Here is a 25656-nt window from a genome sequence, read left to right as displayed (position 1 = left end):
CCTCCACAAGAAGTCCCCCGTCCCCGGCTCTTGGAGGCCCCGTGTCCCTCGCCGACCGTGCCGAAGTCACCGGCACACCAGCGTTCGTCCCCGATCCGCGGCTCACCAACGAAGACCTCGCGCCCGCGGGCAAGCGCAACTGGAAGGTCTTCGACCTCTTCGCCATGTGGATGTCCGACGTCCACAACCTCGGCAACTACACCTTCGCCGCCGGTCTGCTGGTCCTGGGCATGAACGTGTGGCAGGTCTTCACGTCCCTGCTCGTCGGCTTCGTGCTGATCTACATCGGCATGAACTGGATGGGGAGGATCGGCCAGCGCCACGGCGTCCCGTTCCCCGTCGTCAGCCGCATCAGCTTCGGCGTCTGGGGCGCCAACATCCCGGCGCTGATCAGGGCCGTGATCGCCATCATGTGGTATGGCATCCAGACGTATCTGGCCTCCGTCGCGGTCAATGTGATGCTGCTGGCGGCGTGGCCGGGCCTGGAGTCGTGGACGCACAGCTCCTTCCTGGGGCTGGACGCGCTCGGCTGGGTCTCCTTCCTCGCGCTGTGGTTGATCCAGGCGCTGATCATCAGCCAGGGCATGGAGTCGGTGCGCAAGTTCCAGGACTTCTGCGGCCCGGCGATCTGGCTGGTGATGATCGCGCTGGCGGTGTGGATCCTCGCCAAGGCCGGCTGGACGATCTCGCTCACGACCACCCCCCACCCGGTGTCCGTCGGTGAGCAGTGGCGGCAGTGGTTCGGCGCGATCGGCCTGATCCTCGCCACGTACGGCACGCTGATGCTCAACTTCTGCGACTTCTCGCGCTTCGCACCCGACTACCCGACCGTCCGGAAGGGCAACTTCTGGGGCCTGCCCATCAACTCGACGGCGTTCGTGGTCGTCTCCGTGATCGTCACGGCCGGTTCGCTGGAGGTGTTCGGCGAGGCCATCACGGACCCGGCGGAGCTGGTCGCCAAGGTCGGCAACACCTGGGTCCTGGTCGTGGCGGCCCTGACCTTCGCCATCGCCACCATGGGCGTCAACATCGTCGCCAACTTCGTCTCACCGGCGTACGACCTGGCCAACGTCTGGCCGCAGAAGATCACCTTCAAGGTCGGCGGCATGATCAGCACGGTGGCGGCGCTGGTAGTGACCCCCTGGAACCTCTTCTCCAACCCGACCGTCGTCAACTACTTCCTGGGCGGCCTCGGCGCCTTCCTCGGCCCGCTGTTCGGCGTGATCATGGTCGACTACTACCTGGTCAAGCGCGGCCGCGTGGATGTGAACGAGCTTTTCTCCGCCGCGCCCGGCTCCCGCTACTACTACCGCAAGGGCGTCAACCCCAAGGCGCTGTGGGCGTTCCTGCCGGCGGCGGGCGTCGCGGCGGTGCTGGCGCTGGTGAAGACGTTCAGCGATGTGGCGCCGTACTCGTGGTTCATCGGGACGGCTATGGCGGCGGGGCTGTATCTGGTGCTGTGCCGCGGTGAGCGCGCGGAGTCCGCTGCCGAGGCCGCCACCGAGCCCGCCGCTGAGTCGGCCACCGAGCCCGTGACGCGGGAGGTCTGAAGGACGTGCGGATCGTCGTCACCAACTGCAACACCACGCAGGAGATGACCGAGGAGATCGTACGAGGTGCCCGGGCCGCCGCAGGCCCGGGCACCACCGTGCTCGGGCTGACGCCGCAATGGGGGCCGGAGTCGGCGGAGGGCTGGCTGGACAGTTACCTGTCGGCGGCTGCCGTGATGGACGCGCTGCGGACGTACGAGGGCCCTGAGTACGACGCGGTCGTCATGGCCGGCTTCGGCGAGCACGGGCGCGAGGGCGTGCGGGAGCTGGTGGACGTGCCGGTCGTCGACATCACGGAGGCGGCGGCGCATCTGGCCTGTCTGCTGGGGCGGCGGTACGGGGTCGTCACCACGCTGGAGCGGTCGTGCGGGCAGATCGAGGACAGCCTGGAGCTGTCCGGGGTGGGGCGCAACTGCGTCGCCGTGATCGGTACCGGGCTCGGAGTGCTGGAGCTAGAGGACGGCGAGCGCGCGGAAGCCGCCTTTCTGACGGCCGCCGAACGGGCGCGGGACGCCGGCGCCGAGGTCCTGGTGCTGGGGTGTGCCGGGATGACCGGGTTGCAGCGGGCGGCGGGGGAGAAGCTGGGGGTTCCGGTGGTCGACGGGGTGGGGGCGGCGGTGAAGCTGGCGGAGTCGCTGGTGGGTCTGGGGCTGACGACGAGCCGGGTCGGGAGCTATGCGGAGCCGTTGCCGAAGCGGCGGACATGGGGGCGGCCGCCTCAGGGGTGAAGGGGGCCTCGCCGCCTCAGGGCTGGACGGGGGCCTCGGCGCCATCGTGAACGGGAGCCTTGCTGCCACCGTGAATGGGAACGTTGCCGCCACCGTGAACGGGAGCCTTGCCGCCACCGTGAACGGAAGCTTTGCCGTCACCCGTACGCCAGACGTACCGCACGTCCGGCTCGCGCTCTTCGTTCCCGCTGCCGTCCGTGTACTCGACGGCGACGAAGCCGTGCCGCTCGTAGAAACGGTGGGCGGGCTTGTTGACCTGGAAGGTCCACAGGCTCAGCCCGTCCGGACGGAGCCGCTTCGCGAGGTCGACGAACCGGTCGCCGATGCCGCGGCCGCGCCAGTCGGGGTCGAGGTAGAGCTGGGAGAGCTGGTCGTCGTCGAGCACCAGCACGCCGACTATGCGGTCGGCGGCCTCGGCCACCCAGGTCTCCTGCCAGGGCACCACGACGTCCCGGAAATACGCCCGTACCTCGTCATCGGTGTGCGGCCGGACGACCGCCGGCAGGGCGGCGGCGAACGACCGCAGCCAGACGTCGGCGGCGGCAGCGGAGTCTGTGGCGGTGGCGCGGCGGAGAGCGACGGAGATCATGACTGCGCCGCCTCCTCCGGTACGACGGCCGTGGCGGTGATCTCCACCAGCTGCCCGCGGTATCCGAGGCACGCCACTCCGATCAGCGTCGACGAGTGGGGCCCTGCGCTGAGCCCGGAAGCCTCGACGACCTCCCATACGGCCGACAGCACCGCGGTGTCACTGCTCACGACGTACACGTCGGTCGACAGGACGTGCGCCAAGTCGCTTCCGACAGCGCGCAGTTGCTCCTCGAGGTTGGCGATCACCTGCTGCGCCTGCCGCACGGGGTCTCCCTCACCGACAAGGCTTCCGTCCGCGTCCAGGGGCACGGAACCGGCGAGGAAAGCGACCTTCGTGCCGGCCTCGACGACGGAGGCGTGGGAGTAGGTGGGGGGCGGGAAGAGGGCGGGGGAGGTGACGCGGCGGATCATGCGGGCTCCTGAGCGGCAGGCCGTTACGTCGGCACGGCGGCGCGGTCGGCGGTCAATCTGCCGATCATGGGGGCCCGCACTGCCCCTCGCATCCGAATTTTCCGCGCCGGTCACACCGCCGGAAGCCCTCTGACCGGAAGCCGTCTGACCGGAAGCTGCTCGACACGGTGAACGACTCCGGGTCGACGCACTCGCCGAGGGCGCCCTCGGCGAGTGAGGCGAGGTCCCAGAGCCCGAACCGGCGGCCCTCGCCGAAGGTGACGGGACACAACTCGGGGAGCGCCGCGAGACGTTCGTGCACGCGGGCGACTTGATCAGCCTTCATGCGCCCGGAGCGTAGGGACACGGCCGTGCGTCGACCGTGCGTCTGTGGATCTTCTTCCGGATATGTCATCCCGGCCATGGACGGCGCTGCTGTTCACGCAGCCGACGTTCGCACTCCTGTGCAAGGTTCGGGTACGCCTCGGAGATGGCCGCATAGATCCGGCGCTGCAGCAGTTTCATGGCTGCCGCGCGTCCGGTGCGTTCGTACAGCTCGTCGACGATCCTGTCGTAGCGGGTCAGCCGATGGCGTAGGTAGTCGACCTTCCATCGGTCGAGCACGCCGGGCTCGGTACTTTCGACCGTGGCGGGCTCGGCGACATGCCTCCAGCGCCACAACGCCCGCTCCTCGTCCCGGACGTTGCGGTGCTCGACCGCCAGTACCACGAGCCTGTCCGGGGCCAGCCGCGGCACCTCGATGGGCTCCGCCGCGATTCGCGCCAGCACCTCCCGCCGCCTGCGCACAACGGCAGCCCGCGCGGCAGCGGACCGCCGCGCGGCGGCCGCCGAAGCGGTCCGGAACTCCTCGCTTCCCTCGGCGGCTTCTACGCGCTCGATGCTGTAGAGGTGGGTGTGCCGGGCGGAGTGGAAGTGCGGGTTGGCGCGCAGCAGATCGGGTTCGCCGAGTAGTTGGCGCACCATGCCGGGGGTCCATCCACGGGCTCGTAGGCCCGCGGCGGAGAGGTGCGTGCGGGGTGGCTGTGGCTGCTCGTGGCTCTGGCTATGGTTCTGGCTCTCCTTCTCTGGACTCTTCTCATGCGTCGTCATCAATGCTTCCCCCGTCGTCGTAACGCTGAGTGACGACTTCCTTGATAACGCGCGGCACTGACAACACGAGGCGGAGTGGCCGGACGCGGACGCGATGAGGGCCGAACTGCTCGGCGGCTCCCGCGCCGCCCGAGCACTGGTACGGCACCGCCCGAGCCGCCCTTACCTACACCAAGGCCATTGGGGCCTTGCAAAAGGTATGAATCGGGCAAAGAATTCGTCTTGTTCTCTCCCTCCCCTGGAGGGCTCCATGCGCCTCAAGCACCCCTTGGTCACCGTGGTCGCGCTTCTGTTGGGCCTCCTGCTGGCCCTCGGCGCCATCGGCTCGCTCGCCGGAGAAGATCGGAAGCCCGCCTCCTCCGAGAAGGTGCCCGCCGACGTCCCGACGAGCGAGCAGCCGTCGACCCGCTCACCCGCGGCAACGACGACACAGACGCCCGCCGAGCCCCGCGGCGCCAGTCAGCCGGCCACCGAACCCGCTGCGAAGGCGCCGGACAGGAAACCGCCCGTCGTGAAGGTGGTGCGCATCATCGACGGCGACACCATCGACGTGCGCGGCGACGGCCGCATCGTGCCGAAGGACGCCGTCGTCCGCGTGCGTCTGCTGGAGATCGACACTCCGGAGCGGGGCGACTGCTTCGCCGGCGCCGCCACCGCCCGAACCAAGGCACTTCTGCCGCCGGGCAGCAGCGCACGCATCGAACGCGACGCCGACCTGACCGACCGCTACGACCGCTATCTGCTCTACGTCTGGAACGCCAAGGGCGTCTTCGTCAACGAGTCCCTCGTCCGCAGCGGCCACGCCGAGGCGGTCCTCTACCCGCCCAACGACAAGCACTGGCCCAAGATCTCCCGTGCCGAGGACACCGCCCGCCGAACGGGAGCCGGCCTGTGGACCGCCTGCATCGCCGACACACCGCAGCAGCCCATGGCACCGGACACCCCAGAGCCCGCGGCCCCGGACGCCGCCAACCCCGGCCTGCCCGCCGGGCCTCCCGCCGGTGTCCCCGACGTGGACTGCTCGGATCTGTCCGGCCCGGTGTGGGTCGGCGCGAACGACCCCCACCGGCTCGACAGCGACGGTGACGGCATCGGCTGCGACAGCAACTGAGCGACGCGTTCGGGCCCTGTACGGCACTTGCGTTCATAAAGAACGTGGCCTTTCCGAGCATCGTCACATCCCCGAAACCTCCACGCCCCATCAACCCCAAGACCTCGCCCTACCGTGGACACCACAGCCCGGCCACCGTCGCCCGAAGGCACACCCCCGCCTCACACAGACGACAGGAGCCTTGTGTCCCGCCCCGCCGCACCGAGTGTCACCCTTCCGCCCTGGCTCGCTCACACTCTCCGCGCTCAGCGTGGGCCCGTGCCCTGGAACGCGGTCGTGCGGGGAGCTCTGTCCGCGGGGCCCCTCCTGCTCGCCGCGGTCCTCGCCGGCCACACCACTCTCGGCGTCGTAGCCGCCATAGCCGCCATGCTCGCCGGTATCAACGACCGCCCCGGCAGTCGTCGTGTCTCTGTCAAGCGGCTCGGGGTGCCCGCGCTGGCGGGGGCGGTGGGGATGTTCGTCGGGACGTATGCGGGAGAACAGGTCGGAGCCGTTCCGCTCACCCTCGTCCTCACCGGGCTCGGGCTCTTCGCCGGAGGCATCAGTGCCGTCGGACCGGTCGCCTCCGCTTCCGGTACGCAGCTCCTCGTCGCCGCCGCCGTCGGGGCCGGGATGCCATTGCCCGAGAGCGGGTGGCTGCGGGCGCTCGCCTACCTCGCGGGGGCGGCGTGGCTGCTCGCGTTGCGGCTCGTGCTGCCCACGCCCGGCTCCCTCGCCGGGGACTTCCGGTTCGACGGGGAGCGGGATGCCGTAGCGGGGGTGTACGACGCCGTCGCCGAGTTGCTCGATGCCGTGGGGACCGACCGCGCCACCGCTCGCCGTGCCGCGCTGACCGCCGCCCTCGATCACGCGCAGGACGCCCTCGCCGGGCCCCGGCTGCGGCGGTACGCCTCCTCGTCCGCCGAGCGGCGGCTGCATGCCCAGTACGCGGCCGCCCTTCCCCTCGCCGAGGCCGCGACCGCGCTCGCCTGGGCCGGGGAACCAGTGCCGGTCCGGGCCTCGGAAGGCCCCCGCCGCCTCGCCGCCGCCGTGCGGGGCAGCACGCACACCGGCCCGCTCCCCGCGCCCTCCCGTTCCGCGCCCGCCCTGCGCGCCCTCGACGACGCCCTGCTGCGAGCCGCCGAGGCCTTCGACCGGGGCCGGGGCGACAGCGACGACCTGCACACCCGGCGCCGTACGGGCAAGGATCTCGTGCGTGCCGTGTTCGGGGTCGGCGGGCGGGAGTACGGGCTCCGGGTCGCCCTCTGCTTCGGGGCCAGCGCCGCCATCGCGCAGGCCCTGCACCACGCCCAGTGGTACGGGCAGCACGAGCACTGGTACTGGCTCCCGGCCACCGCCGTCTTCCTCGTCAAGCCCGATCTCGGGCCCCTCGCGTCCCGGGTGCTGTGCCGGGCCGCGGGCACCGTGCTGGGCGCCCTTCTCTTCGCCGGGTTCGCGGCCGTGCTGCCCCGGCCGGAAGGGCTCATCGCGCTCGTGGCGGTCAGCGGCGCCCTCATCCCCGTCGCCACGCGGCACTTCGCCGCCCAGACCGCCGTGGTGACGGTCCTCGTGCTCGCCCTGGTCATGGTGGGCGGCGAGCCGCAGGCCTCCGCCGGCCGGATCGGGGAGACCCTGCTGGCCTGCGCGATCGTGCTCGTCGTCGGGCATCTGCCGATGCCCGGGCAGCGGGGTGGGGGCGTGCGGGCCCGGCTCACGGCGGCAGGCCGGGCCGCGCATGCCTACCTCGCCCATGTGCTGAGCGAGTCCGACGACCGCGCCGCCCGCTGGACCCTGCGCCGCGAGGCCTATCGGGCGCTCGCCGAGGCCCGTACCGCCATCGCCGTCGCCTCCGCCGAACTGCCCGCGCTCGCCCGGCACACGGAGGGCGCCGACGAGGTGGCCGCCCTGCTCGAACGGCTCGTCGACACCACCACCGCGTGCGCCGTGCACCTCGACGACACGGGACGGCTCACGCCCCGGCACACCGAGCGGCTCGCCGAACTGCTGGATGAGCTCCACGCGCGCGGGGAGCGGGCCGGAGTACGGGTCCCCGACGTCCCTCCGGTGCGCCTCGCCGGCTGACGCCGCCCGCCCCGTCGCCCTCGCCCCCCGTTCCGTCCCGTCAGTCCACCCGTATCCACACCGGCGCATGGTCCGACCCCGGCGTTCCGACCCGGTCCGTCGGGTCCTCGCCGACGGACGGCAGTTCCAGGGGCTCCTCCTGCAGGTCGGGCAGGCCCGTGCCCGCCGCGGTGAGGCGGCGCACCAGCCGGTGGCTCGCCAGGACGTGGTCGATCAGCTCGGCGCGCCCGAAGCTGACACGGGAGAAGCGCCGCTTGGGGCGGATGCGCGGGGCCACGTTCCACAGCCGGAGCGGATCGCCCAAGTCGGGCTTGAGGAAGGCGCGTTCCCTGTCGAGCTCGGAGCCGGGAGGGCCGAGCAGCATCTGCGTGGTCGCGGCGTTCGCCACGTCGTTCATGTCGCCGAGGACCGCCACGTCCCGCTCGCGTCCGTCGCCGTCGAGGAGTTCGTCCGCGAGGGCGCGCAGGGTCGTCGCCTCAGCGGCCCGCCGGTAGAGGGCGTAGGCGCCGAAGCGGGCCCGTTCGCCCTCGTCGTGCGGGTGGAAGCGCCTCTTGTCGCCGTTGCCCGGGTAGGTCAGCAGCTTCGACTTCAGATGGGCGACGGCCACCCGCAGCGGACCGCCGCCGGCGTCCAGCTCCACCGCGAGGAAACCGCGGCTGGTCTCCCGGTCGTGCTCGCCGGGCTGCAGGCCGTCGTCGCTCTGCACGGGGCGCAGCCTGTCCGCGAACATCCGCGTGTCCCGCAGCACGCGCATCGGCGTACGGCTGATGAAGCCGACGCGGATGCCCCGGCCGTCCCGGTGCCGGGACAGCGCGGTGTGCCACTCCCCGCCCACGGCCTCGACCAGGTCGGCGAGCGCCTCCTCCTGCTTGACCTCCTGGACGCCCAGCAGCATCGGGTCGAGCGCGGTGATCACGGAGGCGAGGGCCTCCACTTTCGCCTCGTACTCGGCCTGGGTCTTCGGGGCGCCCTGCTCGTCGCCCGGCAGCATCAGATTCTCGAGATTCCACGTACCGAGGAGCATGTCGGGCCCCTTCCAGAAGCCGTACGACGGGCTGTGGTGAGGCCCAGCGTGCACGTGCCCGCGTCGCCGGGACAGAGCGGCGACGGGATGCGCGGTTCACCCCCTCCGAGGGCATGACCGCGCCGTACGGTGCGTGTATGACGCCTTCTCCCGCCGGTCTCATCATCACCCGATGCACGGTTCTCACGCACGACGATCATGAGCGGATCGGGTTCGCCGAGGACGCCGCGATCGTCGTGCGGGACGGGGTCGTCGAAGCGGTGATCGGCAGTGCGGAGGCCGAGGACCTGCCCGCGGCCGAGCGCATCGACGCGCGCGGCCAGGTCGCCCTGCCCGGCCTGATCAACTGCCATACGCACGCCCCGATGGTCGCCCTGCGCGGTGTCGCCGAGGACCTGCCCACCGAGGAGTGGTTCAACGACGTCGTCTGGCCCGTCGAGTCCAACCTCACCGAGAAGGACGTTGAGTTGGGGGCCCGGCTCGCCTGCGCCGAGATGATCCGCGGCGGGGTCACCTGCTTCGCCGACCACTACTTCTCGATGGATGCCGTAGCCGCCGTCGTCGCGGAGTGCGGGATGCGGGCGCACCTCGGGGAGGCCTACTTCTCCTCCCAGGGCACGCAAGGGCGGGAGCGGTCACTGGAGTTCGCGCTACGGCATCGCGGTGGCGCCGGCGGCCGTATCACCACCGCCCTCGCCCCGCACGCCCCCTACACCGTCGACGACGCCGACCTCACCGCCACCGCCGCACTCGCCCGCGAGCACGGCCTCCCCGTCCACCTCCACGCCTCCGAGAACCGCGACCAGGCCGACACCAGCCTCGCCCGCCACGGCGTCACGCCCATCGAGGTCCTGCAGCGCACCGGCCTCCTCGACACGGACGTCCTCATCGCCCATGGCACCGGCATCCTCGACCGCGACCTGCCCGTCCTCCAGAACGCGGTGGGACGCGTCGCCGTCGCGACCTCGCCCCGCGGCTACCTCAAGTTCGCCTGGCCCACCACCACACCCGTACGCGCCCTGCACGACCTCGGCATCCCCGTCGGCCTCGCCACGGACGGCGCCGCCTCCAACAACTCCCTCGACGTATGGGAGTCGATGGCCCTCACCGCCCTCATCCAGAAGTCGAGCACCGGCGACCCGCGCTGGCTGACGTCCCGTCAAGCCCTGCATCACGCCACCCTGCAGAGCGCCCGCGCCGTCGGCCTGGGCGACGTCGTCGGCAGCATCGCCCCGGGCCGACGCGCCGACATCATCCTGGTCGACCTCACCGGCCCGCACACCCAGCCCGTCCACGACCTCCCCGCCACCCTCGTCCACAGCGCCCGCTCCTCCGACGTCCGCACGACGATCGTCGACGGGCGGGTGCTGATGCGCGACAGGGAGCTGCTGACGATCGATGTGCCCGCCGTGGTGCGGGAGTTGGGTGAGCGCCTGCCGGCCTTGTTGGACCGGAGTCACGGCAAGCGGATCCAGGATTACAAGACCTGAAATCCGGCCTCGCAGAAGCGTTTTGCCGCCAACCAGCGGTAGTTGATCGGTAGCCCAAGGTGGTTTCGCGCTACACAGGAAAGCCGGAACGCACCTGTCTGACGGGAGGGCTGGCCGGGTGGAGCTGACGATCAACGTGGCGGTACTGCTCGCTGTCATCATCGTCGTGCGACTGCGCCGGCGCACGCAGGCGCGGAGCCGGAACGACGAGAAGCTGACGGTGGCCATCGTGCTGGTGTTCGGCATCCTTGTCGCGCCGACCGCCTTCGGACAGGGAGTCGTGGACGTGGTCGGCCAACTCGCCCAGGGCGTAACGCAGTCGGGCAGCCCGTGATCTTCGGCACTAGGCTGATCCGCATGGACCCCGCCGACGGCCTCCTCAACGATCCCCACGACGTGTACCGGCGCCTGCGCGACACCGCGCCGGTGCACCGCATCGCCGGCACCGACGGCAACCCCGCGTGGGTCGTCACCCGGTACCAGGACGTACGCGAGGCCCTGACCGACCCGCGGCTGTCCGTGGACAAGAGGCATGCGAAGGAGGGCAACTACCAGGGTCTGTCCCTGCCGCCCGCCCTCGATGCCAACCTCCTCAACATGGAGGCGCCCGACCACACCCGCATCCGCCGGCTGGTCGTCCGGGCCTTCACCCCGCGCCGGGTCGAACAGCTCCGCGTGCCCATCCGTGAGACCGCCGACCGCCTGCTCGACGCCCTCGGCCGGCACGGCACCACCGATCTGATCGCCTCCTATGCGGCGCCCCTCCCCATCACCGTCATCTGCGACCTCCTGGGTGTCCCGGACCGGCACCGGCGTGACTTCCGGGTGTGGACCGACACACTCCTGGCCCCCGACCCGACCCGCCCGCAGGACGCCAAGGGAGCGGTGGCGGCGATGCTCGGCTTCTTCGGCGAACTCCTCGCGGACAAGCGGAAGGAGCCCGCCGACGACCTGCTCTCGGACCTGATCGCGGTCCGGGACGAGGGCGACCGGTTGAGCGAGGACGAGCTGATGTCCCTCGCCTTCCTCATCCTTTTCGCCGGATACGAGAACACCGTGCAGCTCATCGGGAACGCGGTGCTGGCGCTGCTCCGACACCCCGAGCAGCTCGCCGCCCTGCGCGAGCGTCCCGCGCGACTCCCGGCCGCCGTGGAGGAGTTCAGCCGCTACGAGGGCCCCGCCCTGCTCGCCATCCGCCGCTTCCCCACGGAGGATGTCACCATCGGCGGCGTCACCGTCCCCGCCGGCGAGACCGTCCTGCTGTCCCTGGCCGCCGCCAACCGCGACCCCGCCCGCTTCCCCGACCCCGACCGCCTCGACCTCTCCCGCGACGCCTCCGGACATCTCGCCCTCGGCCACGGCATCCACTACTGCCTCGGCGCACCCCTGGCCCGCGCCGAGACCGAGATCGCCCTGGCCGCCCTCCTGGAGCGGTTCCCCGAACTCGCTCTCGCGGACACGGACATCCGGTGGCGCCGCTCGCTGCGCGCGCGTGGCCTTCTCTCGTTGCCGGTGTCGTACTCCGAGAAGCCCTCCTGCTCCGAGAAAATCTCCTGAAATTCTCCTCGCCGGCGATGAGTTCCGTCCCTCCCACCGGTCACCACCCCGAACGGACCGTCGCACAGGAGGGGGCCCATGTCGCTTCCGGAGATCGTCTCGCGCGAGCAGTGGCGCGCGGCACGCGAGGAACTGCTGGTCAAGGAGAAGGCGGCCACGCGCGCGCGTGACGCCCTCAACGCCGAACGGCGCAGACTGCCCATGGTCGAGATCGAGGAGGAGTACGTCTTCGAGGGCGGCGACGGCAAGGCCACGCTGCTCGACCTCTTCGAGGGGCGGCATCAACTCGTCGTCTACCACTTCATGTTCGCCCCCGAATGGGACGCCGGCTGCCGCAGCTGCTCCGGGTTCCTGGACCAGATCGGGCACTTGACGCACCTGAAGGCACGCGGCACGACGCTGGTCGCCGTCTCCAGGGCGCCGTACCCGAAGATCCTGCCGTTCAAGGCGCGCATGGGCTGGACGGTGCCGTGGTACTCGTCGTACGGCAGTGACTTCAACCACGCCTTCGAGGCGACCTTGGAGCACGAGGGTGAGCTGGTGGAGCGGCCCGGCGTCAGCTGTTTCCTGCGGGACCGGGAGCGGGTCTTCCACACCTACTCGACCTACGAGCGCGGCCTCGACGGGCTGGGCTCGACCACCAGCTTCCTGGACCTCACCGCGCTGGGCCGGCAGGAGGAGTGGGAGGAGCCCAAGGGGCGCGCGTCGGCTCTTGGGGCGCCTGCGGGCAGTGAGCGCATCCGCTATCACGATGAGTACGAAGATTGACACAAGCAGTAAGCATTGATCATCGAGAGTGAGCGGATGCTCACACATCGCGGTGAACGAGTGTCAACTACGTCTCAGTCCCGTCACCGGGCGAGGCGTTTCACCCCCGGCAGGCGTTAACTCCTACAAGTACAACGCTTACTGGAGGTGCGAGATGGTGAACGGGCGAACAGTGCTCGAACGCTTTCCCGCGGGCGGGCCGCGGGGATCGTGGCCGGCGGAGGAGTTCGCGCACGCGCGGCGGATGGAAGGTCTGCCCGCGGAGGTCGTCATGGACCTCGCGACGGACGCGTTCCTGGTGATCGTCCGCGGCGAGGTCACGGCTGACGCCGCCGCGTGAGACGAGAGCGGCCCGGCGTCCGGTCGGGCCCTCGTGCTGACGGCCCGCCTCAAGGGCGGGCCTCTTGCTGATCAGCCCGCCTTCGGAGCGGGCACCCGTGCGGTGAACTGCTCCGCCTGGAGCGAGTACAGCTCCGCGTAGACCCCGCCGGTGGCCAGCAGCTCGTCCGGTGTCCCGGACTCCACGAGCCTGCCCTGGTCGAGGACGTGCACCAGATCGGCATGGCGTACGGACGCCAGTCGGTGGGTGATGAGGACGACCGTCTGGCCGGCGGAGGCCAGGGCGCGGATCTTCTCGAAGACCTCCAGCTCGGCCCGTGCGTCCAGGGCGGCCGTCGGCTCGTCCACGATCAGGATGCGGCCGCGCCGGTAAGCGGCCCGGGCGATCCCGAGCCGCTGCCACTGCCCGCCGGACAGCTCGTGCCCGCCGCTGAACTGCCGGGCCAGCAGGGTGTCCAGACCGCGCGGCAGATCGGCCACCACCTCCTCGGCCCCGGCCTCGGCGAGCGAGGCGGCCAGGCGCTCCTCGGTGAGCGGCGCCGACGAACGGCCGACGGCGACATTGACCCTGGCCGTGAACGGCCAGCGCTTGAAGTCCTGCGCCACCATCGCGATGCGCTCGGCGAGCTGGTGCCGGTCGGCGGTCGCCGCGTCCACGCCGTCCCAGAGGATGCGGCCGCGGTCCGGCGTGTAGAGGCCCGCCAGCAGCTTCACCAGAGTGGTCTTCCCGGAGCCGTTCTCGCCGACCAGGGCGACGATCCGGCCGAGCGGGAGGGTGAGCGTGACGTCGTCGAGGGCGGGGCGGGAGGACTCGCCGGGGTAGGAGAAGCTGACGTTCTCGAAGCGGATCTCCTCGGGGTCGTCGGGCAACTGGGCCCCACCGACCGGAATCGCCCGCTCGGCCGCCTCGACGTACAGCCGCTGCAGATCGCCCACGAAGAGGGCCTCCTCGTGCAGAGCGTTGACCTCCAGGACCAGACTGTCGAGGCTCGACGAGCCGGTGCGGATGGCGATCACGGCCGTACCCGCCACGGAGAGCGCCATGGCGCCGGCGAGCAGCAGCCCGCCCAGCGTGGCGTACGTCGCGACGGTCGCGAGGCCCGTCCACACCGCCGCGATGAGCCCCGTACGCGCCGCGAGCCGGGCCAGCCGGGCCTGTTCCGCCTCCGCCGTCTCCGACATGGCCCGGTAGTGACGCAGCAGGAAGGGCCCGACACCATGGACGCGGATCTCGGGCGCGGCGGCGGGCTCGGTCAGCAGCCCGCTGATCAGATGGCCGGCGCGGGAGTGCTGCACCCAGGTGTGGAACGACTCGTAGCGGCGCCGGGCGTTGGTCAGGGCGCTCCAGGCGCTGGGCAGGGTCATGGTGGCGAGCAGGGGGAGCAGGGCGGGGTGCAGCACGGTGAGCACGCCCGCGGCGGCGATGAGCGAGATGGCCGCGTTCACGACACGAGTGCTGTACGAGATCATGCGGCGGGCGGACGATGCGCCGTACTGGGCGGTGTCCAGCAGCTTGTGGAAGGCGTGGTCCTCGATCGCGGCGAGCTCCACGGCCGCCGCGCGCTCGAGATACAGCTCGGTCGCCACTCGCTCCACCTTGGGCTCCAGACGCCCGGTGGCGTACGTCGATGCCGCCCGCAGCAGCGTCGAGACCACCATCACGGCGGCCATGGTGGCGAGCGCGGGAACGGCGCCGCGTAACCGCTCCTCCAGCGCCCCGCCTCCCATGATCCGCCCCAGCACACTGTTGACGGCGAGCAGCCCCACCGCCTGCGCCAGTCCCCGGACCACCTCGGCGCCCAGCACGGTCCGCGCGGCACGCCGATCGGCCTGCCAGGCCAGCCGGAAGCTGGACGACAACAGCGACGGCAACCGCGTCACCATGGCCCGGAAGCCCAGCTCCAGAAAGGCGTCCCGGTGCTGATTCCACCCCATGTCGTACCGCAAGGCCCCGCCGAACAACAGCCGCTCCGATTCGGACACCTCGGCCGCGACCTCACCAGAACGACGCTTCTTCCCCACCACTCGGCCTCCCCCGACCGTCACTCGTGACGGAGGGCCACTATGGCGGGGTGGGCGGGTTCGGGGGAGGGCGCGAGTGAGGGGTGGGGGTGCGCGCGGGCGTACGCCGCGACTCGCTGACGCGGGGCGGGGGCGCCGTGGGGCTTCAGGGTCTTCGGCGGGTGCGGGTTGTGGGGGGTTGCTCGCGCAGTTCCCCGCGCCCCTCAGGGCGATGCCGGTCTACATCTTTCACGGGGTCGAAGGGGCGGAGCCCCTTCAGGATGGGACGGGTAGGGGCGGCGGGGGGAGAAAGACGAGGCAGCCTCACGCACTGAGCTGTCTGGACCACGTCGGAGTAGTCCCCATAACCCTGCACAGGGCCAAGTACAGCGGAATCGGCGGCGTATACGGCACCGTCCCATCCGGCCGATGGATCAGACGCGGAGTGTCCAGAACAAGGGCCCCCGTCGTGTACCGCACGGACGCCGGCCAGTGCAACGCATAGTCGGAGTCGGACGGCACGATCCACCACCAGTGCGACTCGTCGGCGTAGACACACCCCACGCGAGGCAGCCGAGGCAGAACGAGAGGCCCGAAGCGGGCGGGAACCGCGACCGCGTCGCAGCCCAGAGGAACCGTCATCCCGTCGGGGACGGGCAGCCGCCGAGGCACGTCAGCGGTGCGCAGACCACGACGGAGCCGGACCAGCGTGTCCAGGCTCAGCACCTGGCCCCCGCCGGAGCCACGGCTCACAGCCATCCGGCCCCCGCCCCCATGCCGTACCACCCCTGCGCCTCGTCCTCGTCACCGGAACCCCCGGACGGCCCCGGCTTGGGCCGGGACCCCCATCCGAGGTCGTCGCACGGCTCGGTGCCCTGGTGAGAACCGCCGCGGGAGGCCCCCCGGAACGCGGCCCCACGCGGCAGATCCACCCAGATCACCAGCCCGGACCCCTGCTCATGAACTCCCCACGCATGGCAGAGGGCGTCGATGAGGAGCAGTCCCCTCCCGTGCTCCTCCTCGGGCCGCGCCGCCAACGGGTGCGGCTCACCCGGAGCGCACCCCTCGTCACGCACGGCTATACGCACCAGCTCGGCGCCGTCGTGCAGCTCGCACACGATGTGCTCGCTGGCGGTGTGCACGATCGCGTTGGTGACCAGCTCGGACACGACGAGAGCCGCCGTGTCGCAGGTGTCCTCGCACACCGACCAGCCGCCCAGCCGAGCCCTGGTCAGGCGTCTGGCCTGCGCGGGAGAACCCGGATGCGCGGCCAGTTCGAAGCGGAACCGGCGCTCGGCGGCGGCGCCCCGCTGGGGCCCTACTGCCGGGGCGGCACCGAGGTCGTGGGGGACCGCGGCGGCGTCTGTTCCTAAGGGCGGGGACGGAATCACGCTTGCCACTATCGCCCCGTCGCGAACACTTGGCAAGAGTCACTCTGAAAATTGCAGAGTGCTGTGTGACTCTCTGGAAGGCCGTGGCACACTGCTCGCAACAGCATGTCGAACGGCGCCAGTTGGGATCACCGAAGATCCACCCGCGATCTTCGAATAGGTCTTCGAATGGCGCCGTCGGTCTGTCAGGGTTCAGTTGGCCCGTCAGGGTTCGGTTGGTCCCTCAAGGTTCGGTTGGTCGGTCAAGGTTCAGTTGGCCTGCCAGGGTTCAGTCGGTTGGCCAGGATTCAGTCGTCTGTCGGGATTCATCGTGGAGGTGGAGCGTGAGCGAGCCGCGGTCCGCGCCGACGGTCGGTCAGGTCGTTCTCGGTCGGCGCCTGCTGGACCTGCGGGAACGCGCCGGACTCAAACGCGAGGAGGCGGCCCGTATCCTCCGCGTCGCCCCCGCCACGGTCCGCCGTATGGAGACGGCCGAGGTCACACTCAAGATCCCGTACCTCCAACTGCTCCTGAAGGCCTACGGCATCGCGGACGACGAGGCCGACGCCTTCGTGCAACTGGCCGAGGAGGCCAACAAGCCCGGCTGGTGGCAGCGGTTCCACGACATCCTGCCCGGCTGGTTCTCGATGTACGTCAGCCTGGAGGGCGCGGCCGCGCTCATCCGGTCGTACGAACCCCACTTCGTGCCCGGCCTGTTGCAGACCGAGGACTACGCGCGCGGAGTGTTGCGGTCGGGCGCCATCGGCCAGACCAGCCCGGACGACATCGAGCGTCATGTCGCCTTGCGCATGCAACGCCAGCAACTGCTCACCCGTGACGACGCGCCCCGGCTGTGGGTGGTGATGGACGAGACCGTGCTGCGCCGCCGCGTCGGCGGCCCGGAGGTGATGCGTGCCCAGATCGACAGGCTGCTCGAGGCCACGAAGCTGCCCAACGTGACGCTGCAGGTGGTCCCGTTCGCGAACGGACCGCACCCCGGCACGTACGGGCCCTTCGCGCTGTTCCGATTCGCCATGCCGGAGCTTCCGGACATGGTCTACATCGAGTACCTGACCGGCGCCGTCTACCTCGACGCGCGCGTCGAGGTGGCGACCCATCTCGAGGTCATGGACCGCATGGCGGCGCAGGCCGCCACGGCACATCGCACGAAGGAGATCCTCCGGGGTCTCCGCAAGGAGCTGTGAATGGATCGCATCAAGCCGCGCATACGCGTCTACAACGGCATGCCCGCGCGGGACTTGGGCAGCGAGGGCTGGCACAAGCCGTGGAGCGGCGGCAACGGCGGCAGCTGCCTGGAGGCGATGAAGCTCGCCGACGGCCGAATCGCCGTCCGTCAGTCGACCGACCCGGACGGTCCGGCCCTGATCTACACCCCGGACGAAATGACGGCGTTCATCGAGGGCGCCAAGGCGGGGGAGGCGGACTTCCTGCTGTCCTGACCCGGCGCCGTGTCCGGGCATGTTGTTCAGCCACTTCTTCTCCCGTCGCTTCTTCTGCCGGCACTTCCCTTGTTTGGTACTGAGTTGATCATCGACCACCGCAGACCCTTATGGAGTTCGTCATGACCGGGCGGAACCGTTTCGTGGAGATCGACACCAGCAAGCCGCATCCCGCGCGCATGTACGACTGGTATCTCGGCGGCAAGGACAACTACCCGGTCGACGAGGCCATGGGGCAGCAGATGCTCGCCCTCGACCCGCGCGTCCCGGTGATGGCGCGGGTCAACCGCGCGTTCATGCACCGCGCCACCCGCTGGCTCGCCCAGCAGGGCGTCCGCCAATTCCTGGACATCGGCACCGGCATCCCGACCGAGCCGAACCTCCACCAGGTCGCCCAGGAGATCGCGCCGGACGCGCGCGTCGTCTACTGCGACAACGACCCCATCGTGCTCGCGCACGCGGCGGCCCTGCTGCGCGGCGCCGAGGAGGGGACGACGGAGTACCTCCAGGCCGACGTGCGCGACCCCGACGCCATCCTCGAAGGCGCCAAGCGCGTCCTGGACTTCGGCGAGCCGGTGGCCCTGTCCCTCGTCGCGCTGCTGCACTTCGTGTCCGACGAGGACGGTGCGCACGACCTGGTCGACCGGCTGCTGTCCGAACTCCCCTCCGGCAGCTACTTGGTGGTCTCCCATGCCACCGCGGACTTCACCCCCGAGGAGTCCAAGGCGGCGACCGAGAAGCTCAAGGCGGCCGGCGTCACGCTGGCCCTGCGCTCCCGCGAGGAGTTCACCCGCTTCTTCGCGGGCCTCGAACTCGTCGAGCCAGGCGTGGAAGTGCCCCACCGCTGGCATCCCGAGCTCGGTGAGCCGGTACCCGGGCAGGACGATGGGGTCATTCCCGGGTACGGGGCGGTGGGGCGCAAGCCGTAGCGCGGCACAGTGCTGAGGCTCCCAAGTGGCAGAGGCCGTAGGGCTCGTTGCCCTACGGCCTCACAAGTGGCCTCACAGGTACGACATGAGGCGCCGCGGTGCGTCCACCAGCCGGCTGACGACCACCACCGGCAGCGGAGGCTGCTCGGCCTTGGCGGGGCTGAGGTTGAGCCCGTAGTAGATCTGCTCCAGCGACGGCGGTCCGACCGCGAGGTTGCGCCGGACGGCCTGCGACGGCGACTCCTCGCCGGTCTTCACGAGGTACGCCGCGACCATCGCGCCCGTACGGCCGACACCCGCGCCGCAGTGCACGAACACCGGGCCGGACGACGAGGAGACGGCGTCGATGAAGCGCTGCACCTGCTGCGGCGACGGCGTCTGTCCGTCGCGGATCGGCAGGCGTACGACGTTCAGCCCGGCCTTGCCCGGTTCGGCCAGCTGGGCCGCGCTCATGTCCTCGGCGCGCAGGTCGACGACGGTGGTGATGCCCATGCCCGCCAGTGCCCGGTAACCGGCGGGGGAGGGGGCGGAACCGCGCCACAGCCGCCCGTCGGTGTCGACGGGCTGGAAGTGGTTCACGCCCTGGACGGAGCGTGTTCCGGCGGGTGCCGGGGTCTCCTCGCGGGCCCAGTACGAGGCCCCCAGGATGCTGCCTGCGCCGACTGCCCAGAGAACGATGTAACCGATCACGATGCCGAGGAGGATCCGCAGTGCACGCCGGGAGAGCGGGCGCTTGCGGAGGGCGGGGCGGGGCAGCGTTGCGGTGAGAACAGCCATGGGCGACCTGGGGGACTAGGGGACGAGAACGCCTTGGAAGGGTACCCCCGGGTCTGTGATCAATAGGGTGCTACGTCTGATTCTGTGCGCTATGTCTCATTTGCCGGGCACGGTCGCTCACTCCCACCCGCTCACCGTGAGTCGTCGCCCGACTCCACATCGGAGACGCCGACCACCGTGAGATGGGCGCGGTCCAACGTCGCGTCCTCCAGGCAGCCGCGCAGCCGCATGACGTCGTGATCGGTGAGCGCCGGCCGCACGACCCCGGCGTACATGCCGTTCCCGAGATCGCCGAGGGAGGCATTGCGCAGGGGTGCGGCCGTGGAGTGGCGGCAGCTCTCCCAGATCTGGTGAGCGGCCAGCGCCTTCCCGTCGGACGACACGTCCGGCTCCCGCAGATCGATCTGGACGAGCACCGAGGTCGCCTCGTGCTCGTTGGCCTCCCCGGCCCTGGTCTGGGTGAGGTCGGCGAGACCCACGACCAGCGCGGCGAGCAGGGCGACGCTGAAGACCGCGACCGTCGTCACGCGCGCGGTACGGCCACGGGACGCCCCGGCGCCGAGCTCCGGCAGGTCGTCCAGGTCGCCGGGTGCCGCCGGAGCGGGCGCGGCGAGGACGGCCAGCCGCCCGGCCAGACGGCGCTCGGCGGGTCTGGCCGTGGCCGACGCGACCTTCTGCACCACCCAGGCGAGCCCGGACAGCACCACTCCGGCGACCATGAGGACCGGGACGAAGACGTACGCCCGGTCCGCCGAGTCGTCCAGCCAGCGGAACCGTGTCTCCTCGCGTGTCACGGCCGGCTCCCGCAGCCGCGTCAGCACGTCCTCCTGGCGGGCGTCCAACTCCCGCTGCCGCCGGTCGGTGTCCCGCAGCCGCTCCTCGATCCGGTTCAGCCGCCCCAGCGTCACCAGGCCCAGCAACATCACCTCGACGACCAGCAGCAACACCCCGCAGATCATCGCCCGCTGCCACTGCCAGCGGTACAGATAGACGACGAGGTAGGTGCCCGCGCCGGCGGCGGCCAGCGCTCCGAAGACGTACGCGATCTTCCTCATGACGCGTCCCCCAGTCGTACGTCACCGGCGGTCCCGTCGACGGTGAGCCGGGAACCGGGCGGGAAGCGGCGTACGGCGTCGGAGGCGCCGACCACCGCGGGGAGCCCGAACTCCCTCGCCAGGACGGCCAGATGGGACAAGGGGCTGCCGGTCTGGGCGACCAGGCCGGTCAGGCCGGGCAGCAGTGGGGCGAGCGCGGGGTCCAGGGTGCGCACGACCAGGACGGCGTCCGCCGGCCGGGGCCCCGCCCCGTCCCATACGGTCCCGACGACGCGCCCCGCGGACACGCCCCGCACGCCGTCGCCCCGGCCCGCCGCGCGCTCGGCGACGACGACCTGACCGTCCGCGAGCCGGAAGGTGTCGGGCAGCGGCGGCGACTCGGCCTGCGGCACGCGCGCGTGGAGGTCGCCGGGCAGGGCCCCGCCGTCCAGCACGGCGACCAGCTCCGCCCACCGCAACAGCCCGACGCGCTCCACGCCGACCCCCAGCCGCCGCGCCATGTCCCGCACGAGCCGCACCTGCAGCTCCTGCACCCAGCGGATACGGAGGCGGAGGGCTTCGCGGGGTGGGAGGGGGGTGAGGCGTGCGGTTGGAGTGGCGGGTGTGATCAGGGGGTGCGCGCTGGTCGGGCCGGTCGGCTTGGGGGCCGTCGTTTGCGGGTGCGGGTGCGGGTGCGGGTGCGGGTTCGGGGTCGGGTGCGGATCGGTCGGGAGTGCGTGCCGGGGCGCGGTGACCGGGGGCGTGTGCGGGGTGGCGGCGTCTGGGGGGCGGGTGGCCTGCGCGGCGCCGGTGTACGGGGTGGCGTATGCGGCGACGGGCATGTTGGCCGGGGTGGCTCGCCGAGCCGGTTCGAGGGCCGGCGGACGCGGGGAGGGCGGGTGGCTGCGGTGGCCGTTGCCCATGGATGCCGCTTGTGTGGGCCAGGTCGGTGGCGCTGCGGGGCGGGTGGTGCCGTTGGTGGGCGGGTGTGTCGTCGGCCGTCCGGGTTCGGTGTCTTCCCGGTCCGGGGCGGTCGTGCGCTGCGGCTGTCCGTGCTGCTCTGCCGTCGCAGCCGGGCGGGGAGCCGTCGTGGTCGTCGGTGGGGGCGTCGCCGTAGCGCCCGGCAGTCGTCCGTGGCCGCGCAGGCTCGGGGCGGTGAGGGCCAGGATCACGGGGTCCATGGCGACGATCCGGTCGTCGGGCACGCCCCGCGCGCGGGCCTCGGCCAAGGCGGCCAGGGCCGTGCCGGCCGCGGTGCCGCTCTTGGGCGGTTCGTCGAGGAGGGCCCCGGCGAGGGCCTCCTGGGCGTGCAGGGAGACCAGGACTCGGCGGGTCCAGCGGAGCTCCGCGGCCAGGGCGGCGCCGGAGAGCCCGCCGGGCGACGGGATCTCGGCGAGGCGGCGGTCGACGTCGGCGACGAGATCGGCCGCCAGCCCGGGCAGGGAGGACGCGAGGCGGCCCACCCGCCACGCGGCGGCGAGCCGGCGCGCGCCGGGCGCCGGGTTGAGCCACGCGAGCCGGCGGTGCCGCGGCGGCACGGCGCCGAGGAGGCGCAGGTCGGCGGCGGCGCGTCCGGCGACCGTCGTGACCACGGGCACCGACTTCAGCAGCCGGCGCGGCGCAGTGCCCCCGATGTCGAGTGCGGCGGCGAGCCCACGGGCCATCGGCGCCACCCACAGGTCCTCCTCCAGCGGTCCCAACTGCTCCGGCAGCGTCTCCGCCACAGGGCCGGGCCCGAGCAGCCGCGCCCCGCGGGCCGGCCGCGCCGCCATCGCCGTGATCGGCCGGCTCTGGAACAGCCACAGCTGCCCGTCCGCGTCGAACCCGAACTCCACGTCCTGCGGCCCGCCGAAGACCCGCCGGACCCGCCGCGCGAGCCGCGCCAGCCGGAACAACTCGGCCCGCGTCAGCAGCGAGCCGCCCTCCGCGGACGCGGCGTGCGGGTTCCCGGAGGCAAAGGCCTGCGGACCCCTCGAACCCCTCGGGGACCTCCTCCGCGGGTCCCCTGAGCCCTCCGCCGCCCTCGGCTCGCCCGAACTCTCCGTCCGCAGCAGCCGTCCGTGCTCGCTCAGCCAGTAGTCGGTACCGGCCCGCGCCCCGCTGACCAGGCTGTCCGGTCCGCCGCGCACCGCGCTGACCAGCAGCCGGTCGGCCCGCCCCTCGACCGGGTCGGCGCCGAACATCACCCCGCCGACCCGTGCCGTGAGCATGGGCTGCACCAGCACCGCCATCGGCGCCGTGGACCCGTCGGACCGGTGCGCCGAGTCGAGCACGGTCTGTACGGCCGTACGGAAGGCCCGCCAGCCGCGCACGTCGAGCACCGAGGCGAACTGGCCCGCCAGCGAGGACTCCTCGGTGTCCTCCTGCGGCGAGGAGGACCGTACGACCAGCGGGCGGGCACCGCCGTCGGAGAGCTTGTCCCAAGCGCGCCGCAGGGCCACCGTGTCGCCGCTCGCCCGGTGCGGGATCACGAACCCGGGCAGTACGGGCAGTCCGGCGCGGGCCGCCCGGGCGAGGTTCGCGGCCTTGGACCCTATGAGCTGGGGGATAGCGGCGCCGGGCTGGTCGAGCGGGACGACGGCCGGGCCGTACGCCTCGACCTGTCCGGGGGCGACGTCGCCCCGGTTCTCTTCCCCGTCGCGGGCAGCTTCTCCATGACGTTCATCGAGCGTCGTCATCGAACACCCTCCAGGACCGACCGCCAACAGGGGGGACGCGCGGGGGTGGCCCTGCGCCTGACGACGGAACGAAGGATGGGGGCGAGCCGCTACCGACCCGGTCCCGGGTGCGACGACGGCACGCCTCCTGCTCCGATGATCCCACTCCTGTTCGGATACATGTAGCCCAGAAGCCACTTTTCGGACACATGGGAGAACAAATCGGAATGCGGCGGTATGCCGGGACGGGACGACTCGGCCGGCGGAAGCAGTACTCGGCTCCTTCCCGGGCAGGAGACGGCACGGGCGGGCTCCTTCGCAGGCAGGAGCACGGTGCGGTCGGGGTCTGGGGTCCGGTTGTGGCTTGGAGCGCGGTGCACCCGCGGTCTGGGGTCGTCTTGCGGGCAGGAGCGGTGCGGCGGGGCCTGGCCCGGGCGCCTCTTGCGCGCAGGGGAGCGGTGCGGGCGGGCCTGGCCCGGGGCCCGGGGCCGCGCGACTCACCCGCCGCCCGGTCTCCCTCCCTGCCCCGGTTCGCCGCCTGGCGGCAGCACCCCGCACAGCGCCTCCAGCGTCGCGCCGTACGCATGCTCCGCCGGCGTCGCGAAGCCGACGACGAGGCCCTCGCGGACGGGCATGTCCGTCTCCGTGGCCTCCGGGTGCCGGAACTCGGCGAGGCCGTCCAGCGCGATGCCCTGCCAGGTGGCAGCCTTGACGGCGGACCGCTCGGTGCCGGGCGGCAGCCGCAGCACGGCGTGCAGTCCGGCGGCGACACCGGTGACCTCGATGTGGGGCGCGTGCTCGGCGAGCGCCGCGACGAGGCGGTCACGGCGGCTCCGGTACCGCTGCCGCATACGCCGTACATGACGGTCGTACGCCCCGGAGGCGATGAGGTCGGCGAGGCTCAGCTGATCGAGGACGCTCGCCCACGCCTCACGCTCGCCCTTGGCCGCGAGCACGTCGTCGACGTATCGCTCCGGCAGCACCATCCACCCCAGCCGCACCGCCGGCGACAGGCTCTTGCTGACCGAGCCGATGAAGATCACCCGCTCCGGGTCGAGGCCCTGGACGGCGCCGACGGGCTTGCGGTCGTAGCGGAACTCACCGTCGTAGTCGTCCTCCAGAACCACGCCCCCACGCGCGCGTGCCCAGTCGATCACGGCCGCGCGGCGCTCGGGGTGCAGCGGGCCGCCGGTCGGGAACTGGTGCGCGGGCGTCAGCAGCACGGCCCGCTCGCGTCCCAGCCGGTCGACGCGTGCGCCGTCCTCGTCCAGGGGGAGCGGTACGGTCCGTACGCCCCCTGCGGCGAGGAGTTCCCGGTGGAAGCCGAGCCCGTACGCCTCCACGGCCAGGGGCCCGCGCAGCACGCCGCGGCCCCCGCCCCTGTCCTGGCCGAACAGCAGCCGCAGGGCGTGCGCGAAGCCGGAGCAGATCACGATGCGGCCCGGCTCGGTGCGCACGCCACGCGCGCGTGCCAGGTACTCGGTGAGCGCCTCCCGCAGTTCGACGCGTCCGGCGGGATCACCGGGCCCGAAGACCTCGTTCGGCGCCTGCTGGAGGGCCCGCCGGTAGGAGGCCAGCCAGGCCGCGCGCGGGAACGCCGATGCGTCCGGGGTGCCCTGCCGCAGGTCGTGCCGAGGTCCACGCGCGCGTGGAGGTGCCTTACCGGGCACTCGCTCGGCATGTCTCAGCGGCTCGGCCCTCCCCCACTGCCTCACGAGCGTGGCCGGTACCCCCATGGCCACCCTCGTCCCGGAGCCCTGCCGTGCGGTGAGCCAGCCCTCGGCGACCAGCTCCGCGTAGGCGTCGGCCACCGTGTTGCGGGCGACCCCGAGGTCGGCGGCGAGCGAGCGGTACGGCGGCAGCCGGGTGCCGGGCGCGAGCCGCCCACTGCGCACCGCCTCGCGCAGCGCACGGGTCAACGCGGCCCGCCGCCCACCCGGTGCCGACGCCTCCGACGACCCTGACGTTTCGGAGAGGTCCAGGTACAGGTCGGCGCCGATCCGCTCCGCCGAATTGACCCATGATTTCGCCATGGAAATGCACCCTACAGCCGGTCTTTCGAGCCCGTAGCTTGGAGCACATGACGACGAACACGACTGCTGCGTACGGCACTTCCGGCATCGACTCGGCCACCGCCACCGCCACCGCTGCCGCCACCACCGCCATCGCCACGGCCGAGGCCGCGCGGACCCGCCTGGACTTCGCGAAGTCCGCCCCGAAGGTCTTCCGCGCCATCGTCGGCTTCGACGCCGCCGCCCGCGAGGGCCTGGACCCGGCGCTGGTCGAGCTGATCCAGATCCGCGCCTCGCACCTCAACCACTGCGCCTACTGCCTCCACATGCACACCAACGACGCCCGCAAGGCCGGTGAGAGCGAGGACCGGCTGCACATGGTCGCGGTCTGGCGCGAGGCCCGCCACTTCTTCACCGAGAAGGAACAGGCGGCCCTGGCCCTGACGGAGGCGGTGACCCTGGTGGCCGACGGCGGCGTCCCCGACGACGTCTACGCCCGGGCCGCAGCCCACTTCGACGAGCGGGAACTGGCCCACGTACTGGCCCTGATCCTCACGATCAACACGTGGAACAGGGTGGCGCTGGCGACGGGGAAGGTGGCGGGGACGGACGAGCGGCGGTAGGCCAGTAAGCCGGTAGGGGGACCACGGCGGCGCGGCTGGAGGTCCTCCACGCCCCTAAGGCAGTGGGCGAGGTG

The 25656-nt window shown here is 71.8% G+C and carries 24 protein-coding genes and 1 pseudogene; 13 read left to right on the top strand and 12 right to left on the bottom strand.

The features are described from left to right. Window positions 1–41: 41 nt before the first annotated feature. Both ACQEV2_RS10290 and ACQEV2_RS10285 read left to right on the top strand, forming a co-directional pair. Complete coding sequence (locus tag ACQEV2_RS10290; RefSeq protein ID WP_433038864.1) at window positions 42–1550, top strand: NCS1 family nucleobase:cation symporter-1; 1509 nt, start codon at window positions 42–44, stop codon at window positions 1548–1550. 5 nt (window positions 1551–1555) lie between these two features. Further along, window positions 1556–2278 carry an aspartate/glutamate racemase family protein gene (locus ACQEV2_RS10285; RefSeq protein WP_433038862.1) on the top strand — a complete coding sequence of 241 codons (723 nt, stop codon included), beginning with the start codon at window positions 1556–1558 and terminating at the stop codon, window positions 2276–2278. A gap of 145 nt (window positions 2279–2423) precedes the next feature. Here ACQEV2_RS10285 and ACQEV2_RS10280 read toward each other — a convergent pair. From ACQEV2_RS10280 to ACQEV2_RS10265, 4 genes and pseudogenes are all read right to left on the bottom strand, one after another. Beyond that, window positions 2424–2867, bottom strand: a pseudogene (locus tag ACQEV2_RS10280) (N-acetyltransferase family protein); the annotation flags it as partial. Next, entirely contained in the window at window positions 2864–3280 is a 417-nt protein-coding gene (locus ACQEV2_RS10275; RefSeq protein ID WP_433038860.1) for a RidA family protein, read from the bottom strand. The gene ACQEV2_RS10275 and the pseudogene ACQEV2_RS10280, both read right to left, overlap by 4 nt. 64 nt (window positions 3281–3344) lie before the next feature. Beyond that, on the bottom strand, window positions 3345–3605 hold the full coding sequence (locus tag ACQEV2_RS10270; RefSeq protein WP_433038858.1) for a hypothetical protein: 261 nt from the start codon (window positions 3603–3605) through the stop codon (window positions 3345–3347). Window positions 3606–3670: 65 nt separating this feature from the next. Then, a complete protein-coding gene (locus ACQEV2_RS10265; protein ID WP_433038856.1) occupies window positions 3671–4243 on the bottom strand; it encodes a hypothetical protein in 573 nt (190 codons plus the stop codon). Between the two features lie 376 nt (window positions 4244–4619). On the opposite strand from ACQEV2_RS10265, the gene ACQEV2_RS10260 reads away from it, so the two are divergent. Together ACQEV2_RS10260 and ACQEV2_RS10255 are read left to right on the top strand one after the other, a co-directional pair. Next, entirely contained in the window at window positions 4620–5480 is an 861-nt protein-coding gene (locus tag ACQEV2_RS10260) for a thermonuclease family protein (RefSeq protein WP_433038854.1), read from the top strand. Between the two features lie 183 nt (window positions 5481–5663). Continuing rightward, complete coding sequence (locus ACQEV2_RS10255; RefSeq protein WP_433038852.1) at window positions 5664–7541, top strand: FUSC family protein; 1878 nt, start codon at window positions 5664–5666, stop codon at window positions 7539–7541. A gap of 40 nt (window positions 7542–7581) precedes the next feature. Here ACQEV2_RS10255 and ACQEV2_RS10250 read toward each other — a convergent pair whose 3' ends face one another. Further along, window positions 7582–8565 carry an endonuclease/exonuclease/phosphatase family protein gene (locus ACQEV2_RS10250; protein WP_433038850.1) on the bottom strand — a complete coding sequence of 328 codons (984 nt, stop codon included), beginning with the start codon at window positions 8563–8565 and terminating at the stop codon, window positions 7582–7584. A 137-nt stretch (window positions 8566–8702) separates the two neighbouring features. On the opposite strand from ACQEV2_RS10250, the gene ACQEV2_RS10245 reads away from it, so the two are divergent. The 5 genes from ACQEV2_RS10245 (at window position 8703) to ACQEV2_RS10225 (ending at window position 12720) form a co-directional block, all read left to right on the top strand. Then, the gene (locus ACQEV2_RS10245; protein WP_433038848.1) at window positions 8703–10055 is read left to right on the top strand and encodes an amidohydrolase; all 1353 of its coding nucleotides are present in this window, start codon (window positions 8703–8705) and stop codon (window positions 10053–10055) included. 118 nt (window positions 10056–10173) lie between these two features. Beyond that, on the top strand, window positions 10174–10389 hold the full coding sequence (locus ACQEV2_RS10240; protein ID WP_433038846.1) for a hypothetical protein: 216 nt from the start codon (window positions 10174–10176) through the stop codon (window positions 10387–10389). Between the two features lie 23 nt (window positions 10390–10412). Beyond that, a complete protein-coding gene (locus ACQEV2_RS10235; RefSeq protein WP_433038844.1) occupies window positions 10413–11612 on the top strand; it encodes a cytochrome P450 family protein in 1200 nt (399 codons plus the stop codon). A gap of 78 nt (window positions 11613–11690) precedes the next feature. After that, window positions 11691–12380, top strand: a complete 690-nt coding sequence (locus tag ACQEV2_RS10230; RefSeq protein ID WP_433038842.1) for a DUF899 domain-containing protein — start codon at window positions 11691–11693, stop codon at window positions 12378–12380. Between the two features lie 154 nt (window positions 12381–12534). Next, entirely contained in the window at window positions 12535–12720 is a 186-nt protein-coding gene (locus ACQEV2_RS10225; protein WP_433038840.1) for a hypothetical protein, read from the top strand. Between the two features lie 71 nt (window positions 12721–12791). Here the strand turns inward: ACQEV2_RS10225 and ACQEV2_RS10220 are convergent, their stop codons facing one another. The 3 genes from ACQEV2_RS10220 to ACQEV2_RS10210 all read right to left on the bottom strand — a co-directional run bounded on the left by ACQEV2_RS10220 (window position 12792) and on the right by ACQEV2_RS10210 (window position 16120). After that, window positions 12792–14654, bottom strand: coding sequence for an ABC transporter ATP-binding protein (locus tag ACQEV2_RS10220; RefSeq protein ID WP_433054330.1), 1863 nt, complete (start codon window positions 14652–14654; stop codon window positions 12792–12794). Window positions 14655–15044: 390 nt separating this feature from the next. After that, a complete protein-coding gene (locus ACQEV2_RS10215; RefSeq protein ID WP_433038838.1) occupies window positions 15045–15479 on the bottom strand; it encodes a hypothetical protein in 435 nt (144 codons plus the stop codon). After that, entirely contained in the window at window positions 15470–16120 is a 651-nt protein-coding gene (locus ACQEV2_RS10210; RefSeq protein WP_433038836.1) for an ATP-binding protein, read from the bottom strand. Before ACQEV2_RS10210 ends, ACQEV2_RS10215 begins: the two co-directional genes overlap by 10 nt. A 314-nt stretch (window positions 16121–16434) precedes the next feature. Between ACQEV2_RS10210 and ACQEV2_RS10205 the strand changes: the two genes are divergently transcribed. From ACQEV2_RS10205 to ACQEV2_RS10195, 3 genes are all read left to right on the top strand, one after another. Beyond that, window positions 16435–17295 (top strand): helix-turn-helix domain-containing protein, encoded by an 861-nt coding sequence (locus tag ACQEV2_RS10205; protein ID WP_433038834.1) that lies wholly within the window; start codon window positions 16435–16437, stop codon window positions 17293–17295. After that, window positions 17296–17550 carry a DUF397 domain-containing protein gene (locus ACQEV2_RS10200; protein WP_433038832.1) on the top strand — a complete coding sequence of 85 codons (255 nt, stop codon included), beginning with the start codon at window positions 17296–17298 and terminating at the stop codon, window positions 17548–17550. Between the two features lie 110 nt (window positions 17551–17660). Further along, window positions 17661–18479, top strand: a complete 819-nt coding sequence (locus ACQEV2_RS10195) for an SAM-dependent methyltransferase (protein WP_433038830.1) — start codon at window positions 17661–17663, stop codon at window positions 18477–18479. A gap of 72 nt (window positions 18480–18551) precedes the next feature. On the opposite strand, the gene ACQEV2_RS10190 is transcribed toward ACQEV2_RS10195, so the two are convergent. The 4 genes from ACQEV2_RS10190 to ACQEV2_RS10175 form a co-directional block, all read right to left on the bottom strand. Next, on the bottom strand, window positions 18552–19256 hold the full coding sequence (locus ACQEV2_RS10190) for a protein-tyrosine phosphatase family protein (protein WP_433038828.1): 705 nt from the start codon (window positions 19254–19256) through the stop codon (window positions 18552–18554). Window positions 19257–19387: 131 nt separating this feature from the next. After that, window positions 19388–20311, bottom strand: a complete 924-nt coding sequence (locus tag ACQEV2_RS10185; RefSeq protein WP_433038826.1) for a hypothetical protein — start codon at window positions 20309–20311, stop codon at window positions 19388–19390. Continuing rightward, entirely contained in the window at window positions 20308–22968 is a 2661-nt protein-coding gene (locus ACQEV2_RS10180; protein WP_433038824.1) for a PEP/pyruvate-binding domain-containing protein, read from the bottom strand. The genes ACQEV2_RS10185 and ACQEV2_RS10180 overlap by 4 nt, the downstream gene beginning before the upstream one ends. A gap of 476 nt (window positions 22969–23444) precedes the next feature. After that, on the bottom strand, window positions 23445–24980 hold the full coding sequence (locus tag ACQEV2_RS10175; RefSeq protein WP_433038822.1) for a PLP-dependent aminotransferase family protein: 1536 nt from the start codon (window positions 24978–24980) through the stop codon (window positions 23445–23447). Between the two features lie 47 nt (window positions 24981–25027). Here ACQEV2_RS10175 and ACQEV2_RS10170 point away from each other — a divergent pair, with 47 nt between their 5' ends. After that, window positions 25028–25582 carry a carboxymuconolactone decarboxylase family protein gene (locus ACQEV2_RS10170; RefSeq protein WP_433038820.1) on the top strand — a complete coding sequence of 185 codons (555 nt, stop codon included), beginning with the start codon at window positions 25028–25030 and terminating at the stop codon, window positions 25580–25582. Window positions 25583–25656 lie beyond the last annotated feature (74 nt).

It is taken from the genome of Streptomyces sp. CA-251387 (genome assembly GCF_050936625.1).
Lineage (GTDB): Bacteria > Actinomycetota > Actinomycetes > Streptomycetales > Streptomycetaceae > Streptomyces.
Note: the sequence above shows the minus strand (reverse complement) of the source record. Positions and strands in the feature narration are given on the sequence as shown.